The sequence below is a fragment of the Oscillospiraceae bacterium genome, assembly GCA_025757985.1.
Taxonomy (GTDB): Bacteria; Bacillota; Clostridia; order Oscillospirales; family Ruminococcaceae; genus Gemmiger.
The window spans coordinates 608,301-625,044 of record CP107210.1 but is presented as its reverse complement, the minus strand read 5'-3'; the positions used below and the strand labels follow the sequence as shown (position 1 = coordinate 625,044).

Here is a 16,744-nt window from a genome sequence, read left to right as displayed (position 1 = left end):
CACTCCGTTTGTTGGTATCAGCGATGTCTTAGTATACCACATTTTCGAGTGCAAATTCAATCCTGCCCGGTCGCATACACATCGGGAATCTCGCCGCCGGCAAGCAGGCTGACGAGCGGGCAGGTCTGCTCCACGGTCAGGGTGGCGGTGCTGCCGTCCAGAATCATATTTACGGTGACGGATAGATGTAAAACCGCACAGTAGCGTGTGGTGTTGATCGAGAGAGACTCCGCAGTCTGCCGGATTTCCCCCTGCACATAGCCCTGCGGCTGCAGCTGTACCGGCCAACCGGGGCCAAGCCCGCTCAGCAGGGAATTGTTGGTCAGACTGCCGAAGGGTACACGGTAGGAAATCTCCGGCAAGGCGTCCATCTCAGCCTGTACGGCAGCGATGAGCGCTGCCTGCGCAGCACCGGCGCGTGCGGCATCCAGGCAGAGGATGCCGCCGTAGTCGGCAAAAAGTGTGTTGCAGAGTGCAGGCTGCCGTGAAAGCTCTGCCGCAACGGCACGGTTGACAGCCTGTACGGTGGCGGCGCGGGCTTCGTACTCGGCCAGCTCGTGCAGGGTGGGCTTGATGACGGTGTTGACATAGTGGTTTATATGCAGGGCTCCCGCCAGCAGCACTGTTGCAGCCAGCCACACAAGGCTGTGCCGCTTTGCCCTGCGCCGCCCTGCTGCTGTACAACGCCGCATACCACCACCCCCTCTTTATGCTATGCAAAAACGCCCCGGGGCGTTCAGGCTCCGGGGCGCGAGGTGGATTTTGGAAAAATTATTTGAAATAGCGATCCAGCAGACCCTGCATGCCGCGGCCGTGGCGGGCCTCATCCTTTGCCATCTCATGTACGGTGTCGTGGATGGCGTCGAGGTTCAGCTCCTTGGCCTTCTTAGCCAGATCCATCTTGCCGGCGCAGGCGCCGCACTCGGCGTCAACACGCATCTGCAGGTTCTTCTTGGTGCTGTCGGTCAGGACCTCGCCCAGCAGTTCTGCAAACTTGGAGGCGTGCTCGGCCTCCTCAAAGGCATAGCGCTTCCATGCCTCGGCGATCTCGGGATAACCCTCGCGGTCAGCAACGCGGCTCATAGCCAGATACATACCGACCTCGCTGCACTCGCCGTTGAAGTTCTCGCGCAGACCCTGCTTGATCTCCTCGGGAACATCCTTGGCGATGCCGACAACATGCTCGGTCACATAGGTGTTATCCTTCTTCTCAATGAACTTGGATGCCGGGGCCTTGCAGACCGGGCAGAACTCGGGGATGGAACCCTCAGCGATATAACCACAAACGGTGCAAACATACTTAGCCATAAGAATTGCCTCCTGTTATTTTGTAATTGCTCATAGGACACATTCCTGTGTCTGTGCCTCTATTATACGACATAGCTTTGCAGGTGTCAAGGGGTAAAACTACATTTTTTAAGAAAGATTCTTATTTTTTAAATGGACTCCCCTGCCGCTGCTCCCCCGCAGAGGCAGGCAGGGCAGCGAATAAGGCGCGGGAAAGCAAACAGCTGATGCCGCCCACCGCAAGGCCTGCCGCCAACAGCACGGGGGCGTACCCCAGAGCCATCGCGCTGGAAAGCAGCACTGCTGCCCCCGCCAGTTGGCCGAGGTTATGCGCCAGTGCAGCACCGGCACAAAAGATATACCCGCTGATCGGCAGGTGCAGCAGCACCAGCATGACAACCAGCGATAAACCGCCGCCGCAAAGGGAAAGAAAACCGGCGGTGGCGCCCCGCGTCAAAAAGGCGAACAGTGCCTTCAGCACCACCAGCAGCAGCGCGGTGCGGGTGCGCAGGAACAACAGCGCATACATGACAACCACATTGGAAAGCCCGAGCTTTATGGCAGGCATCAATCCCAGCAGCGGTGATACCAGTGATTCAAGGTAGGACAGTGCGATGGCCAAGGCAAACAGCATGCCGGTCCAAGCAGTCTCCCGCGCCTTTGTATTGCGCATGGTGGGCACCCCCCTTTTTCTGTAAGCTGCAGTTATCGGCGTCTCTGGCAGCAGGTAGTCACGCCGTATCACTTTGTTTTGAGTGTACCCGCCGGGGGCGCGTTTGTCAAGGCATAAAAAATTTACATATTTCCCGGCGGAAACACCCTGCGTTTTGCCGCGAACAGCTTGAAAAAGATGGCAAGATAGTGTATTCTTATAATGTATCGGGCAAGCTATGCCTGTGCGTAGAGGAAAACAATATCATACACTATATAAAGGAGAACTAAACCCATGAAAAAGCTGATTCCTGTAATTCTTTGCTGCGCTATGCTGCTGGCCGCCTGCGGCTCCTCTGCAGACAGCACCTCCACTGCTGTCTCCTCTGAGAGCAGCTCTGCTGCGGAAAGCACCATCGGCGGTGCCGATGGCCCGACGGATATCGTCATCAGCGAAAGCACCGATGCCTCCACCGGCGAGGAGGCCAACACCGCCAATCTGGATGCCGCCGTTGCTGCTATTGAGGCGGTCAACCCCATCGCCAACCCGCGCGCACTGGACGATTTCTCCGTTGAGAATGAGCTGATGCTGACAATGGACAACCTTGTTGCCTACAAGGGCGATGTGACTAACGATCAGGCGGACTGCGGCCTTGTCTTTGTGGCACAGGCCAAGGATGGTCAGGTCGATGCCGTCAAGAGCGAGCTGGAGGCCTACAAGGCAAGCCTGTCTGCCAATGACCTGTATGCTGAGTTTGCCGATAAGATCGCGCTGGCCAAGGATGCCCGCATCGTGACCAACGGCAACTATGTGGCCATCGTCATTGCCGGTATTGCAAACCCTGACTACGCTGCCATCGACACCGCACTGGAGACGGCGCTGAATTTCTGATGAGACCCTGAAAGAAGGCCGCTGCCGCTCGGCAACGGCCTTTTTTCATAACGACCACCAATGCATTGCCGCCTGCCCTGCGCCGTATCGGCGTTTTGGTTCGCACGGTGATGCCATCAAAAGAAAGGGAGTTCCGCCATGGTTTTTAACAGTGTGGTGTTCCTGTTCTGCTTTCTGCCGCTTTCCCTGCTGCTGTATTATCTGGTACCCGGCCGTGCCAAAAATGCAGTGCTGCTGGCGGAGAGCCTGCTGTTCTACTGCTGGACCGGCGTTGCATTTCTGCCGTTGATTGCGATTCTGATCGCATTCAACTATCTGTGGGGCCTGCTGACGGCCCGGGCCAGAACAACGCTGCGCGGGCTGCTGCCGCTGGCGGCGGTGCTGGTCAACCTTGGGGTGCTGGTGTATTTTAAGTATGCCAACTTCCTGATCGACACGCTGAATCAGATCGGCCACTTGGGGATCGCAGCGCTCAACATCGGTACGGTGCTGCCGCTGGGCATCAGCTACTATATCTTCAAGATCATCAGCTATGAGGCAGATGTCTACACCGGCAAGATCGAACCGGAAAGAAATCCGCTGACCTTTGCCGTGTATGTGCTGTTCTTCCCGCAGCTGATCGTCGGGCCTATCGTCAAATACCGTGAGATGGCGGATCAACTCCATGACAGCAAAAACCGCTGCACGATGGAAAAGGCGCAGCGCGGTGCCGAGCTGTTTGTCTTTGGTCTGGCCAAAAAGGTCATTCTGGCGGATTCTATCGGTGCGCTGTGGACCGGCATCATCGGCGCAGGCGGTGTGGGGCTGGCCAATGTCTCCACCCCGCTGGCCTGGCTGGGGATTTTGGCCTACAGCCTGCAACTATACTTTGACTTTGCCGGCTACAGTGAGATGAGTAACGGTCTGGCGGCGCTGCTCGGCTTTGACTGCCCTGCCAACTTTGACCTGCCCTATATCTCGGGCAGCATTACCGAGTTCTGGCGGCGCTGGCATATCACCCTGTCGGGGTGGTTCCGGGATTACATCTATATCCCGCTGGGTGGTAACCGAAAGGGGCAGGCGCGGCAGCTGTTCAATATGTTCCTTGTCTGGGCTGCTACCGGCATCTGGCACGGTGCAAGCTGGAACTTCATTGCTTGGGGGCTCTACTACTTTGTGCTGCTGACGATCGAAAAGACCTTCCTGCTCAAATACCTGAAAAAGGGCAAGGTCTGGCCGCATCTTTACACCTTGTTCTTTGTCGTGCTGGGCTGGGGTCTTTTTACAGCCAACCAGCCCGGTGCACCGCTGGGACTGCTGCTGCAAAAGCTGTTTGTGCCGCAGGGCGGTATCTCCGCTGTGTATAGTCTGCGCAACTACGGCGTGCTGCTGGCGCTGGGCTGCGTCTGCTCGTCTGCGCTGCCGCGGCGGCTCTGGGATAAGATCAGCCGGAACACGGTAGCCAAGCTTCTTGTGTTTACCCTGCTGCTGGTGCTGTGCGTCTGCTATGTGGTGGCTGCCACCAACGCAACAGCGCTGTATGCCAATTTCTGAGAGGAGGAACTGCTGTATGTCAAAGGTCATATACCGCAAGGGCGGCGGCAGGCGCCGCGTGGGCTTTCCGCTGCTCGTCCTCTGCGCTGTGCTGCTGTTCGGCTTTTCGGCTGTGAATATGCTGTGGCCCAAGCGGGAGCAGCTTGAGCTGGAAAACCGCAAGGCCGCACAGTTCCCTGCATTCAGTGTCAGTGCATTGCTGGACGGAAGCTGGCAGAGCGGCTTTTCCCGCTGGATGCAGGATCAGTTCTCCTTCCGTGATGCGGCGGTCAACACCCAGCGTGCCGCAGACGAGATTCTCTTCCGCAAGGCTGAGGAGGGCGGTATCCTGCTGGGCAAGGACCGCTGGATGTTTACAAAGCTGTTCACAGTGGACGATGCAACGGAAAAGCAGCTGAACAAAAACATCGCGGCCGTCAGTGAGTTTGCTGCCAATCACCCCGGCAAGGTTACCTTCCTGCTGGCTCCATCGGCCAGCGTCATCTACCCGGAGGAACTGCCCGCAGGCGCACCGATGGTGGATGAAAACGCGATGCTCGATGATATTTTTGCCAAAGTCGGCCAGAGCGCAGGAATCATCGACCTGCGCGAACTGTTTGCAGCGCGCAAGGACGAGTATCTGTATTTCAAGACAGACCACCACTGGACGCCCAACGGTGCCTACCGCGCGTATGAGGCATTCTGCGCACAGAAGGGGCTGACGCCCTTTGACCGCGATGCCCATGAGGGTGCGACTGTGACCGGCTTTGAGGGAACCCATTACTCCGCTACCCGCCTTTGGAATGTGGAGGACGACACGATCACCTACTACCCGCTTGACAACCTGATGACGATCTATAAGATCACAGGCGAGGCCGCCTATGAGCCGGAACGAACCGAAAACCTGATCAACGCCGACAAGTTTGCGACCCGCGACAAATACGCGGCGTTTCTGGACGGCAACAACGGCTACTCGACCATCGAGGGCAACGGGACAGGCAGTATTCTGGTTGTGAAGGACAGCTACGCCAACAGCTTTATCCCCTATCTGACCGCCAACTACGCCAAGATCGGCGTGGTGGATTTCCGCAACTTCAAGTACGGCCTTGATTCTACGATTGAAAAAGAGGGCTACGATGAGGTACTCGTGCTGTATAACTTCCAGACCTTTATAGCCGACACAAACCTGATTTATATTACCCGGCCCACCACCCTGCAGTAATCAGCTGCGCCCGACCCCGCATTTTGCGGAATCGGGCGCATTTTTTTATTCCCATAGAATCGTAAGCTGCGGGGCCGGTGCCGGGCTGCGGGGGCCGTACAGATTGGCGTGCCAGAACTGCAGGTGAAAAAAGTCGGCCGATCGTTCAGCGGTGAGTGCGGAAAAAGCCTGCAGCAGCTCGGTGCAGAACAATGCCTGCAGATCCTGCCCCGTCTGTGTGAGGACTTCAAACGCTGTATCGCGCAGGTGCAGCTGTACGGTGGTATCCTGCACCGTTACAGCAATGCGGGCGCGGCACAGGGCAGTCCCGTCCGCATAGGTCGTATAAAGGCGGTCCGTCTGTCCGCAGAGCACGGCGGCCAGCTGGGCGGCCAGACCTGCAGCGCGGTAAGGGGCGGGCTGCTGCTTTGCAAGCAGCAGAAGGTCATACCCGCTGTCGGCGCGGTAGCCGGGCACGGTGCAGCAGTCCGCCTGTGTAAAAAGCTGCTGCAGGCCGCAGTGCAGGCGGTATTCGGAGCGAACCGACTTCATGTCCTCATACAGGGCGGCGGCATCCTCAGCCCAGCTGTGGGGGGCTGTATCCAGCGCAAAGACCGAAAGCTCTGGCGCGGGCTGGGCTTTGTCGTAGAGCAGACTGCCCAGCTCGCGGGCAGTTTGCCAGTCGGCATCGGCCGGCAGAACGGCTAGATCAATCAAGCCGTAATAAAGGCGGCCCGGCAGCGTAGTTTCGGCCCGGTGGAGGGCCTGAGCAGCGGTGAAACCGCGTGCGGAGGAGGTCTTGTAGTGAAGGCCGTCCTCATTGTTGTTCTGGTCAGCCAGCAGCAGACAGACGGAATACTGTCCCTGCTGCCGTGCGAAGAACACGGCGCGGACAATCTCCCGCTCCGACAGCGCCTGCCCGCAGCCGCAGAGAAAAAGCGTGATGCAGGCGATCAGCAGCGCCTTATACTTCGGTACAGACATGCGGCCCCACCTCCAATCCAGGTCAGCAGCACAAAGCCCCAGGTCAGCGCACTGCGCAGCGGCAGCGCTGTGTCCAGGTCGATCTTGCGCAGCACGGCGCAAAGCAGCCAGATGCCGCCCAGATACACAGGAAAGCGGTCCAGCCCGGCGGCACTGTTCTCCGCCTTGCTTCGGCCGCCCAGCAGCCGCACCAGCGCATAGAGATAGAGTGCCAGCTTGACGGTGACAGCCATGACCCACAGGATGAACTGCAGCCATTCCAGCCGGTTGAAGATGGATAGAGCACCGCACCGCGCGGCGGCGTGGACGGGGTCTGCCCGCAGCGGCATGGCAGCGCCGTAGAACAGCTCAAGCAGCAGATGGATTGAGACATCGAATGCCAGCGCATACCCGGCCAGCCGCAGCAGTGTATGACGGCCGCGCTTGTCCTGTGCGGGCCAGAGGGCGGGCAGCAGATACTCCGGGTAAAGGGTCAGCTGATCCTTGGCGGCGGTGAAAAAATCTGCGCGCGTAAAAACGCTGTACTGCAGGTTCGTGATCCGCAGACGCGGCAGCACCGAGATCAGCATGACAGCGGTGGCTACCGCCAGCAGACAAAGCACGGCACGGGCCGTCTGCGACAGTGCAGATACCCGCCGCAGATAGACGACCGGCAGCACCGCCAGCAGACAGACGGAGCTCAGTGTGATCGCCCCGGGATAGAGCCGGTCGGCAAGCTGCCAGAGCCGCAGCAACTCCAAAACCGAGGAAAACACAAGCAATGCGCCGAACAGCAGCCTTAAAACCGGGTCGCAGGCCAGCCGCCAGCACCGGGCAAACAACCAGCCGACCGCCGCAAGCAGCAGTGCGCAGAGCGGGGCTGCTGCCAGACCGGCCCGGGGGCGGTAGGCTGTCTGGCTGCGCAGCAGCACGTTGACGAGCAGGCTGACGAGCAGTGCAGCAAACAGGCTGGGACATTCACGCTTCATGCTGACCGATCACCTCCCCGGAGCGGGCAAGGCGGCTCCAGATGCTGCGCACAAAACCGTCCCGCACGCTGGCCCTGCCCAGTGGCAGCAGCGGATAGAGATAGTCGTATCCAAAAGGCTCACTGCCGCAGGCCATTGCCAAAATCGTCAGTGCGGCGCAGGCCAGCCCCGGTACGCCAAAGCACCCTGCCAGCAGGATCACCGCGAAGCGGAACAGAATGGACTGCTCATACAGTGACGGAACGGCCAGCGTGGCGATGGTGGCTGCAGCAGCCATCGTCAGAACCGGCACGCTGACGATGCCGGCGCTGACGGCGGTTTCCCCGATGATGAGCGCCCCCACCAGACTGACCGTGTGGCTGATAGATTGCGGTGCGCGCAGACCGGCCTCGCGCACGATCTCAAGCAGCAGCGTTACGCAGAGCATTTCAAGCATGGGCGGCAGCGGCGTGGCAGCCTCCCCGCGGGCCAGCTTTGTCAGCAGCTGAATGGGGATGATCTCCGGCGCAAAAGCAACGGCCATGACATACAGCCCCGGCCCGAACACTGCCAACAGAAAAGCCAGATATTTCAGAATACGGATGAGGCCTGCAAACACAGCGCCGGAAGCGTAGTCATCAAGGCACTCAAAATGCTCAGCAAAAAAGCTGGGAATAATGAGCGCATAGGGGCACCCGGCTACCAGCACCACAACCTTGCCCTCGCACAGGCGGGCGCAGGCTGTGGCCGGGCGCTCGGTGTATGCGGCAGCCGGGAAGAGATTCAGCTTGTCCTGCTTGAGGAAGGAGGCAAAATAGGCGCTGTCGAGAAGGACCGGGATCTCGACATTTTCCAGCCGTGCGCGCAGCGCGGAAACGGTCTCCTCCGGGGCAAGGGCTTTGTCATAGCAAAGGCAGTATTCGGTTTTGGCGCGGGTATGGGCGGTTGTGATCTCCGCTACAAGGGTACCGGTGCGGAATTGACGCCGCAGCAGGGAAATATTGTTGCGCAGCAGCTCGGTAAACGCCTCCTGAGGGCCGCGCAGATTTCCCCTCACCCGTTGGGGTTGAAACGGCGCGCTGTGGCATTTCCTGCGTGGAAAAGGCAACCGCCCGGCTCACATCATCGATCAGCAGCACGGACAACCCCATTGCAGAGCAGCTCCACAAGGGCGGTCCTGTCGGTAACGGCCTCGGCCTCGGCGGGAATGCGGCTCTGGGTCAAAAGATAATCGCACAGTCCTGCCCCGCCGCCCAGCATGGCAGGGTCACGGTCCAGCATATCCAGCGCCATGCGGCAAAGCTTTTCCGGGGAGGAAAGCCCTGTAAACATGACGATGGCACATCGAATACCTGCAATCATCAGGCGCTTGGTATAAAAATCATCGGAACGGCCAAACATTTCTTCCAGAAACGCAAGGTTCTCGTCAAGCGAACGGTACAGCGGTTTTGGTGGCATCGGTGTTCCCCCTCTCACGCAGGATAGTGTGAGCCGTTCAGGGGTGTTTTATAAGGAGGCGGCAGGATGATTTCTACGGTGGTGCGCACGGTGCTGGTCTACTGCGCCGTCACGGTTGCCATGCGCCTGATGGGAAAGCGCCAGCTGGGGGAGCTGCAGCCGGCCGAGCTTGTGACGACATTGCTGATCTCCAATGTGGCATCGATCTGTATTGATGAGCCGGACCTGCCGCTGCTTGCAAGCCTTGTGCCGATCTTTCTGATTACGGCACTGGAAATTTTAAACTCTACCCTCTTGTGGTTCAGGCCCGGCCTATGCAGAGCTGCTGCTGGGCAGGCCTGTGACCGTCATACGCAATGGAAAGATACAGCAGGATGCGCTTGCGCAGCTGCGCATCACGGTATCCGATCTGACAGAGGCACTGCGCGGCAGGGATATTTTCTCTCCGCAGGAGGTCTATTGGGGCGTGGTAGAACCGAACGGCAGTATCTCGGCGGCCTCAATGCCGAAGGACGGTCAGGAACCGCCCCTGCTGCCGCTTCTCATCGACACGGCTGCCTGCAGGGAAAACCTTGCCTTTTTCGGGATGGATGAGGCGGCGCTCGATGCCCTGCTTGCGGAGCGGCACACGACACGAAAGAATGTGTTATTGCTGCTATACAACGGCAAACGGTCCGTACTGATACAGAAAAAGACCGCCCCCGAGGGGACGGTCTGAAAAAGGTGTTTATGAAACGAAACTGGTATGCCGTTGTGATCCTGTTGATGCTGTGTCTGCTGCTGTTGGCCGCAGGGCGGTATGTGGATCGAACCACCGAGGCACTTGTGCAGCAGGTGCAGGCCGCGTATGCCCTGGCCATGCAGGGGGACTGTCCTGCAGCCCGCCGTGCCTACGGCAGGGCTGCGGAAAAGGCACGGGAAAGCAGCGGTCTTTTAAATCTGCTGGTGCGCCGCAATATCCTTGACCAGATGAACCAGACGATGGCGGTGCTGCCGCCCTGTGCCGAGACGGACAGTCTGGCAGATCTGGAGATGGAGACACAGCGCGCCTGCACACAGATTAAGCAGGTGCGGCAATCATTTTTCGGCGGGCTTTGAGCGGCTGTCCAGCATATCCTTCAGCTCTTCCATGAAGGTGTTGACATCGCTGAACTGACGGTAGACCGAAGCAAACCGCACATAGGCCACATCGTCCATCTGCTTGAGCTCCTGCATAGCCAGATCGCCGATGTGGATGGAGGAAACCTCGCGGTCGTAGGAGTTGAGCAGCTGCTGCTCAATACGGTCGACCGCAGCGTCAAGCTGGGTATAGCTGACCGGGCGTTTTTCACAGGCGCGCAGCATGCCGTTCAGCAGCTTCTGGCGGTCAAACACCTCGCGAGAGCGGTCCTTTTTTACGACCATCAGCGGAACTGTCTCAACGATCTCGTAGGTCGTAAAGCGCTTTTTGCAGTTCAGGCACTCACGGCGGCGGCGAATCTTCTCGCCGTCCTCTGTCGGGCGGGAGTCGATGACCTTGGAATCCACTTCACCGCAATAGGGGCATTTCATATCGGTTTACCTCCTTGTGTGGATTTTCAGGCCTGTTTGGCAGCCTTTTTCTTGGTCTTCCAATCGACCCAAAGCGGCGTGGCGATGCAAATCGTGCTGTAAACACCGCTTACCATGCCGAACAGCAGCGGGAATGCGAAGGAATAGATGCTGTCCAGACGGTAGATGACCGAGACGATGCAGACAACTCCCAGCGCCAGACAGGTGGTGATGGAGGTCATCAGGGAGCGGGCGAAGCTCTGGTTGACGGACAGATTGACCAGTTCAGCCAGACTCAGCTGCTTTTTTGCTGTACAGGGCACTGTTCTCCGCGGATACGGTCATAGATAACAACGGTATCGTTGATGGAGTAGCCCAGAATCGTCAGCAGAGCGGCGATGAAGTTGCCGTTCAGAGGAATGCGCAGGATAACAAAGACGCCGAACACAACAAGCATGTCGTGCAGCAGGGCCACAATGGCGGTGGAGCCGGCCTTGAGACCGCCGATCCTGCGGAAACGATAGGCTACATACAGCAGGATCAGCACGCAGGCAGCGACCAGCGCCACAATGCTCTTGAGCATAAACTCCTTGCCGATGGTGGCATCGACATTGCTGACCTCGTTCTGAACGAAGGCGTTATCGGGGTACTGCTCGTTCAGGGTGGCCAGCAGGCTGTCCAGCTCCTCGGTAGTCAGGGTATCGCTGCCGGGCAGGGTGACCGTCAGGGTCTGGTTACCCGAAATATCAGAGCCGGTCTGCAGGGTCAAGTTGCTCTTGTTCAGCTCGGTGCTGATGGTGGACTTCAGGTCGTTCAGATCGGCATCGCCCTCATAGGCCAGCGTGATCATAGAGCCGCCCTTGAACTCGACATCCATCTTGACGCCGAACACACCGCAGAAAACCAGCACAAGGGCGAGCAGTGCGCAGGAGAAGGTATAGAACTTCTTGCGGTTGCCGATGAAGTTGATGGACGGGGTCTTAAAGTCGGCACCGCCGTCCTTACGGCCGCCGAACAGCCATGCCTTGCGCAGCGGCTTGAAATTGACAGCACCGCGGATCATAACGCGGGTCGCCCAGACGCCAAACACGAAGTTGAGCAGAACGCTGGTCAACAGGGTGAAGCCAAAGGAGTAGATCGTACCGGCAGTGGAGGGGCCGAACCAGAAGAAAATCGGGTTGAACACCTTGGCCCAGAAGCCGTCCGTGGGGCCGAAGGCACCCATCAGGATCGCGGCAACGATCACGATGGTCACATTGCCGTCAATGATGGGCGTCAGGCCCATCTTGAAGCCGCTCTTGACAGCGCCGTCAAGAGTCTTGTTCTTGGACAACTCCTCCTTGATGCGCTCGGCCGTGATGACATTGGCGTCAACGCCCATGCCGATGCCGAGGATGATACCGGCAATGCCGGGCAGCGTCAGCGTGGAGCCGGGGGAAAACGGTGAAATAACCGGAGACGACCGCCAGCGTAGCCGCAACCTGACCCAGCAGGGAGATGACGGCGATGGTGCCGGGCAGACGATAGCGGCAGATCATCATGATCGCAACGAGGATAAAGGCAATGATACCGGCCTGCACCATGACATCCAGGCTCTTGGCGCCCAGAGACGGGCTGATGGTGGAGTAGCTCTCAGCAGACAGAGCAAACGGCAGAGAGCCGGAATTGATCTGGTTGGCCAGCGCGGAGGCGCTATCCTGATCAAAGTTGCCCTTGATGATGGCCTCACCGCCGGTGATGGCCTCATTGACGGTGGCGGTGGAGATATTGTTGTCATCCAGCCAGATCGAGATGGTGCCTTTGTTGGCAGCCAACTCGGTGGTGGCGGAGGCAAAGGCGGAGGCACCGTTGGAATTGAACTTCAGCTGTACGACCCAGCCCTCAGTCTCATTGTAGGCGGCGTTGGCGGAAGCCACATCGTCACCGCTCAGGATCTCCTCACCCGTGGCGGAAGAGCCCTTGCGGAATACCATCTTGGCCGTGGTGCCGATCTCGTCAATAGCGGTCTGCGGGTTAAAGTCCGCCTCGTCGCTCTTCCACGGGAAACGCACGATGATACGATCTTTGTTGTTGTCAACATAGCTCTCGTAATCGGTGATGCCGAGGCCGACAAGGCGGTCCTCGATGACCGTTTTGGCTGCTGTCATCTGCTCATCGGTGGCATCCACATCACCGGCAGGCATGAATGTGACATCCACGCCGCCGCGGATGTCGATACCGAAGCGGATATCAGATGCGCCCTTGACATAGACATTCTTGGTATCGCCATAGGTATAGCTTACACCGAGGATGGCCGTCAGGGAAAACAGCACGATCAAAATTGCCACGACAAACAACGGCCATGACTTCCCTTTTCTGTTCATAGAAACCTCCAAAAACTTGCCCGCACCGGCGGGCGGGATAGATTTTACTGCTTGTCAGCAAGCAGCTTTTCAACAACTGCCAGACGCACACAGACGCAGAGCAGTGCAGAAGCGGTTTCGACCTCGTCCAGACTCGGGTAGGTCGGCGCAATGCGCAGATGCGAGTCATCGGGGTCCTTGTGGTACGGGTAGGCCGAGCCGGCACCCGTCAGGGTCAGGCCGCAGTCCTTGCAGAGTTGGGCCACACGCTTGGCACAGCCGGGCATGACATACAGGCTGATGAAGTAGCCGCCCTTGGGGTTGGTCCAATGGGCAATATCACCGCAGGGGGTCAGTTCGGCGGCAAAGGTGGTCTTTACCGCGTCAAAGCAGGGCACCAGACGGCGGCGATGCTTGGCCATGTGTGCCAGCACGCCTTCCTTATTTTTCAGGAAACGGACATGGCGCAGCTGGTTCATCTTGTCATAGCTGATGATCATCGTCGAGAAGCGCTTGCACATGTACTTCATCGAGTTCTCGCTGCAGGCAATGGCAGACACACCGGCACCCGGGAAGGTGATCTTGCTGGTGGAGGTGAACATAAAGACGCGGTCCTCATTGCCGTACTTTTTGGCCTCGTTCAGCAGGACCGGGGTCTCGATGATCTCCTCGGTCAGATGATGGACGATATACGCCTCATCCCAGAAAATCTTGAAATCAGGGGCAGCGGTCTTGAGGGCAGCAAAGCGGCGGATCGTCTCATCGCTGTAGGTGTAGCCGTCCGGGTTGGAATACTGCGGCACGCACCAGATACCCTTGATGGTGTCATCCTCGGCAACCAGCTTCTCGATCCTGTCCATATCGGGACCGTCGGGGCTCATGGGGATGCTGATCAGCTCAAAGCCCATCTCCTCGGTGATGGCAAAGTGGCGGTCATAGCCGGGCACCGGGCAGAGGAACTTGCGGTTCTCGACCTGACTCCACGGCTTGGGAGAATCCTGAAAGCCGAACATCATGCCGATCGCGACCAGATTGTACATCAGCTGCAGGCTGGAGTTGCCGCCCACAAAGACCTCGTTTGCTTTGATGCCGAACACATCGGCAAAAAGCTCGCGGGCCTCCTCCAGACCCTCAAGGTTGCCGTAGTTGCGCACATCGGTGCCGTCGGCAGCGGTGTAATCATCAAGCTTGAGCAGGTCCATGGCCAGATCCATCTGGTGAGGGCCGGGCTTGCCGCGAGCCATGTTCAGCTTCAGGCCCATGTCCTGAAACTTTTTGTACTGTGCCTCGAGCGCGGCTTTTTCAGCGGTGAGCTCGTCATGATTCATTGCAAAATAATCTGCCATAAGTACGATCCCCCTAATTCATTTCTATACTTTTCCCATACAGCTGCGGTATAAGTGCCCCTCTATCTTGGCACAACCACAGGCGTACACTAAATTATATACGATTTATCTGAAATAAACAAGCGGTTTTTGCCCGGTTTTGCGCTTTTTTATGTAGAAAAGGAACAGAAAAATACAAAAAAGCACATCTGTCTCAAAAAACAGGTGTGCTTTAACCGATTACAAAAGAAAAACGACTGGAACGTAAGCCGGGTTCTGTATCAAACGACGATCTATCTTGTCCTTGCGTTGCCGCAAGGCTCACGCCATCACCGGGACGCGCGAGACTCCGCATAATGTCCCATACGGATGTTGCTTCGAGCAGGGTTTACATAGCCGCAAAGTCGCCAGTGCGCTGGTGAGCTCTTACCTCGCCTTTCCATCCTTACCGCTTTCGCGGCGGTTTCTTTCTGTTGCACTATCCCTGGGGTCACCCCCGGCTGCCGTTAGCAGTTACTCTGTCTCTGTGAAGCCCGGACTTTCCTCAGGCAGCCCTTGCGGGCTGTCCCGCCGCCGTATGTTCCACTCGTTTTCCCAAAAAGTATACCATATTCCCGGCGCTTTGGCAAGAAAAATTATAAGCACCGTATCAGCCCCTACAGCAACAGCCGCAAAATCAGCAGTGCCGTCACGCCGGGCAGGCCCAATACCCCGGCACAGAAGGCCGTAAAGCGATTCAGTGGCAGACTGATCCCGGTAATAGGCTCCAGCAGGCCCAGCAGTGCCAGTACCCCCAAGCCGCATACCGCGCCGCCCAGCAGACTGCGCAGCCCGCAGTGCTGGCGGGCTGCGCAGCGCACCACGCTCAACAGGCAGACGACTGCCGCCGCATAGGGCCAGTAAGCCGTCATGGGTCCTCCCTGTCTGCCCGCAGCAGGCGCAGCAGCGCGCGGCAGCGGCACATTAGCGCCGCATGCAGGTAGGTCAGCTGCTCGATGGAAAATGGGTCCTGTGCCTCCCGGAAGGCGCTGTCAACGGCGCGCATCGCCTGCATTGTGCTGTCCAGCTCGGCCTTGGCGGCGCGGCGCTCCCGTTCGGCTCTGGTAATGCGTCTGAACATAACCCCTCCGTCACAGCAGAATACAGATCAGCCCGTCACAGCCCTCGTTGATGATGCGCTCAAGGGTCTGCTGCAGACGGGCGCGCGCCTCCTGCGGCATATGCAGCAGCTTGGCCTGTACGCCCTCGCTGACAAGCTCATTCAGGCTCTTGCCGAAGATGTTCGTGCTCCACAGCTTGCCGGGGTCGGTCTCAAAATCCGAAAGCAGGCTTTTGATGAGTTCCTCGCCCTGCTGCTCACTGCCCACTGTGGGGGAAAGCTCGGTGTGGATGTTGGCGCGCATGATGTGCAGGCTGGGGGCGCTGGCGCTGAGTCGTACCCCGTACTGGCCGCCCTGCCGCACGATTTCAGGGTCCTCCAGCGTCAGCTCATCAATGCCCGGCATGACGATCCCGTAGCCAGTAGCCTCGACCTGATCCAGTGCGGATTTGATCTTGTCATAGGCGCGCTTGGCCCGTGCCAGACTGACAACACAGGGCAGCAGGCTGGCTTCATCCACGATGTCCAGCCCGGTCTGCTCGCCGAGGATCCGGTAAAAAATATCGGGGTCCACGGTGACACGGAGCGTAACGCTGCCGGTGGCGAGATCCATACCGGCGAGGGAGGCGCCGGTGATATACTCGCAGCCAAGCTGGGGGCGTTTGCCGGCAATGTCGGCCATCTTGTGCAGCGAGGCAGCAAAATCCAGCATGGCGGTGTAGACGGCACTCTGCAGCCAGTGTCCGCTTTCAAGCATCGTCACCCAGCCGGGCATCTGCACAGCGATCTCCCGAATGGGGAACTCATACAAAAGCGCCTGCAGCAGCCGGTCAAGTGTTTCCACAGTCATTGTGGTGCAGTTCAGGGGGGAAAACGGCATGCCCGTAGCTTTCGGTCAGCTCAGCGGCAAGGCGGCGGGAATCCTCGCTGTCCGGGTCGGCGCAGTTCAGCAGGATGATATAGGGCTTGCCGATAGCGTCCAGCTCGGCAAGGATGCGGCGCTCCGCCTCCAGATAAGCCTCTCGCGGCAGGTCGGCAACCGAGCCGTCCGTTGTGACAACGAGCCCGACCGTGGCATGCTCCCGGATGACGCAGCGTGTGCCGGTCTCGGCTGCCAGGTCGAACGGTACCTCGTGGTCGAACCAAGGGCTTTTGACAAGGCGCGGCGCTTCGTTTTCCTCATGGCCCAGTGCGCCGTCCACCATGTAGCCCACACAGTCGATGAGCCGTGCCCGGAAGCTGCCGCCGCCCGAAAGTTCGATCCGAACCGCCTTCTCGGGGATGAACTTTGGCTCGGTGGTCATGATGGTGCGCCCGGCAGCGGACTGGGGCAGTTCATCATGGGCACGGGCCCGGCGTGCTTCGTTTTTGATGCGGGGCAGCAGCATAAGCTCTGCAAAGCGCTTGATGAAGGTGCTTTTGCCGCTGCGCACCGGCCCCACAACACCGAGGTAGATGTCCCCGCCGGTGCGCTGGGCAATGTTCTGGTAGATCTGTTCCTGTGTCACGGGTGTAC

The 16,744-nt window shown here is 58.6% G+C and carries 19 protein-coding genes, 1 other RNA gene and 1 pseudogene; 5 read left to right on the top strand and 16 right to left on the bottom strand.

Annotated elements, in window-relative coordinates:
- Positions 1–56: 56 nt before the first annotated feature.
- From OGM67_03120 to OGM67_03110, 3 genes are all read right to left on the bottom strand, one after another.
- Positions 57–692, bottom strand: coding sequence for a hypothetical protein (locus OGM67_03120; GenBank protein ID UYJ35339.1), 636 nt, complete (start codon positions 690–692; stop codon positions 57–59).
- A gap of 79 nt (positions 693–771) precedes the next feature.
- A complete protein-coding gene (locus tag OGM67_03115; protein UYJ35338.1) occupies positions 772–1,308 on the bottom strand; it encodes an NADH peroxidase in 537 nt (178 codons plus the stop codon).
- 121 nt (positions 1,309–1,429) lie between these two features.
- Positions 1,430–1,960 carry a Gx transporter family protein gene (locus OGM67_03110; GenBank protein UYJ35337.1) on the bottom strand — a complete coding sequence of 177 codons (531 nt, stop codon included), beginning with the start codon at positions 1,958–1,960 and terminating at the stop codon, positions 1,430–1,432.
- A gap of 273 nt (positions 1,961–2,233) precedes the next feature.
- Between OGM67_03110 and OGM67_03105 the strand changes: the two genes are divergently transcribed.
- The 3 genes from OGM67_03105 to OGM67_03095 all read left to right on the top strand — a co-directional run bounded on the left by OGM67_03105 (position 2,234) and on the right by OGM67_03095 (position 5,564).
- Positions 2,234–2,830, top strand: a complete 597-nt coding sequence (locus OGM67_03105; GenBank protein UYJ35336.1) for a DUF4358 domain-containing protein — start codon at positions 2,234–2,236, stop codon at positions 2,828–2,830.
- 138 nt (positions 2,831–2,968) lie between these two features.
- Complete coding sequence (locus tag OGM67_03100) at positions 2,969–4,363, top strand: MBOAT family protein (protein UYJ35335.1); 1,395 nt, start codon at positions 2,969–2,971, stop codon at positions 4,361–4,363.
- 16 nt (positions 4,364–4,379) lie between these two features.
- Positions 4,380–5,564: a DHHW family protein gene (locus OGM67_03095; GenBank protein ID UYJ35334.1), complete on the top strand. Its 1,185-nt coding sequence runs from the start codon at positions 4,380–4,382 to the stop codon at positions 5,562–5,564.
- Positions 5,565–5,609: 45 nt separating this feature from the next.
- Here the strand turns inward: OGM67_03095 and OGM67_03090 are convergent, their stop codons facing one another.
- From OGM67_03090 to OGM67_03075, 4 genes are all read right to left on the bottom strand, one after another.
- Positions 5,610–6,527: a hypothetical protein gene (locus tag OGM67_03090; GenBank protein UYJ35333.1), complete on the bottom strand. Its 918-nt coding sequence runs from the start codon at positions 6,525–6,527 to the stop codon at positions 5,610–5,612.
- Positions 6,497–7,495 (bottom strand): hypothetical protein, encoded by a 999-nt coding sequence (locus OGM67_03085; GenBank protein ID UYJ35332.1) that lies wholly within the window; start codon positions 7,493–7,495, stop codon positions 6,497–6,499. The genes OGM67_03090 and OGM67_03085 overlap by 31 nt, the downstream gene beginning before the upstream one ends.
- Positions 7,485–8,531 (bottom strand): spore germination protein, encoded by a 1,047-nt coding sequence (locus OGM67_03080; protein UYJ35331.1) that lies wholly within the window; start codon positions 8,529–8,531, stop codon positions 7,485–7,487. Before OGM67_03080 ends, OGM67_03085 begins: the two co-directional genes overlap by 11 nt.
- Positions 8,532–8,596: 65 nt before the next feature.
- Positions 8,597–8,932, bottom strand: coding sequence for a hypothetical protein (locus tag OGM67_03075; GenBank protein UYJ35330.1), 336 nt, complete (start codon positions 8,930–8,932; stop codon positions 8,597–8,599).
- 340 nt (positions 8,933–9,272) lie between these two features.
- On the opposite strand from OGM67_03075, the gene OGM67_03070 reads away from it, so the two are divergent.
- A complete protein-coding gene (locus tag OGM67_03070; protein ID UYJ35329.1) occupies positions 9,273–9,650 on the top strand; it encodes a DUF421 domain-containing protein in 378 nt (125 codons plus the stop codon).
- A gap of 11 nt (positions 9,651–9,661) precedes the next feature.
- Positions 9,662–10,030, top strand: coding sequence for a DUF4363 family protein (locus OGM67_03065; protein ID UYJ35328.1), 369 nt, complete (start codon positions 9,662–9,664; stop codon positions 10,028–10,030).
- Here OGM67_03065 and nrdR read toward each other — a convergent pair.
- From nrdR to spoIVA, 9 genes and pseudogenes are all read right to left on the bottom strand, one after another.
- Positions 10,010–10,483 carry a transcriptional regulator NrdR gene (nrdR, locus tag OGM67_03060; protein ID UYJ35327.1) on the bottom strand — a complete coding sequence of 158 codons (474 nt, stop codon included), beginning with the start codon at positions 10,481–10,483 and terminating at the stop codon, positions 10,010–10,012. The genes OGM67_03065 and nrdR overlap by 21 nt on opposite strands.
- A gap of 26 nt (positions 10,484–10,509) precedes the next feature.
- On the bottom strand, positions 10,510–10,785 hold the full coding sequence (locus tag OGM67_03055; GenBank protein UYJ35326.1) for a hypothetical protein: 276 nt from the start codon (positions 10,783–10,785) through the stop codon (positions 10,510–10,512).
- Positions 10,758–11,942, bottom strand: a complete 1,185-nt coding sequence (secF, locus tag OGM67_03050) for a protein translocase subunit SecF (GenBank protein ID UYJ35325.1) — start codon at positions 11,940–11,942, stop codon at positions 10,758–10,760. The genes OGM67_03055 and secF overlap by 28 nt, the downstream gene beginning before the upstream one ends.
- A complete protein-coding gene (locus tag OGM67_03045; GenBank protein ID UYJ35324.1) occupies positions 11,833–12,825 on the bottom strand; it encodes a hypothetical protein in 993 nt (330 codons plus the stop codon). The genes secF and OGM67_03045 overlap by 110 nt, the downstream gene beginning before the upstream one ends.
- A 44-nt stretch (positions 12,826–12,869) precedes the next feature.
- On the bottom strand, positions 12,870–14,150 hold the full coding sequence (locus OGM67_03040; protein UYJ35323.1) for an aminotransferase class I/II-fold pyridoxal phosphate-dependent enzyme: 1,281 nt from the start codon (positions 14,148–14,150) through the stop codon (positions 12,870–12,872).
- A gap of 229 nt (positions 14,151–14,379) precedes the next feature.
- Positions 14,380–14,718: RNase P RNA component class A (rnpB, locus tag OGM67_03035), an RNA gene on the bottom strand.
- 67 nt (positions 14,719–14,785) lie between these two features.
- Complete coding sequence (locus OGM67_03030; protein ID UYJ35322.1) at positions 14,786–15,040, bottom strand: pro-sigmaK processing inhibitor BofA family protein; 255 nt, start codon at positions 15,038–15,040, stop codon at positions 14,786–14,788.
- A complete protein-coding gene (locus OGM67_03025) occupies positions 15,037–15,249 on the bottom strand; it encodes a hypothetical protein (protein UYJ35321.1) in 213 nt (70 codons plus the stop codon). The genes OGM67_03030 and OGM67_03025 overlap by 4 nt, the downstream gene beginning before the upstream one ends.
- 10 nt (positions 15,250–15,259) lie before the next feature.
- Positions 15,260–16,736 (bottom strand): annotated as a pseudogene (gene spoIVA, locus OGM67_03020) (stage IV sporulation protein A).
- Between the last annotated feature and the right edge of the window lie 8 nt (positions 16,737–16,744).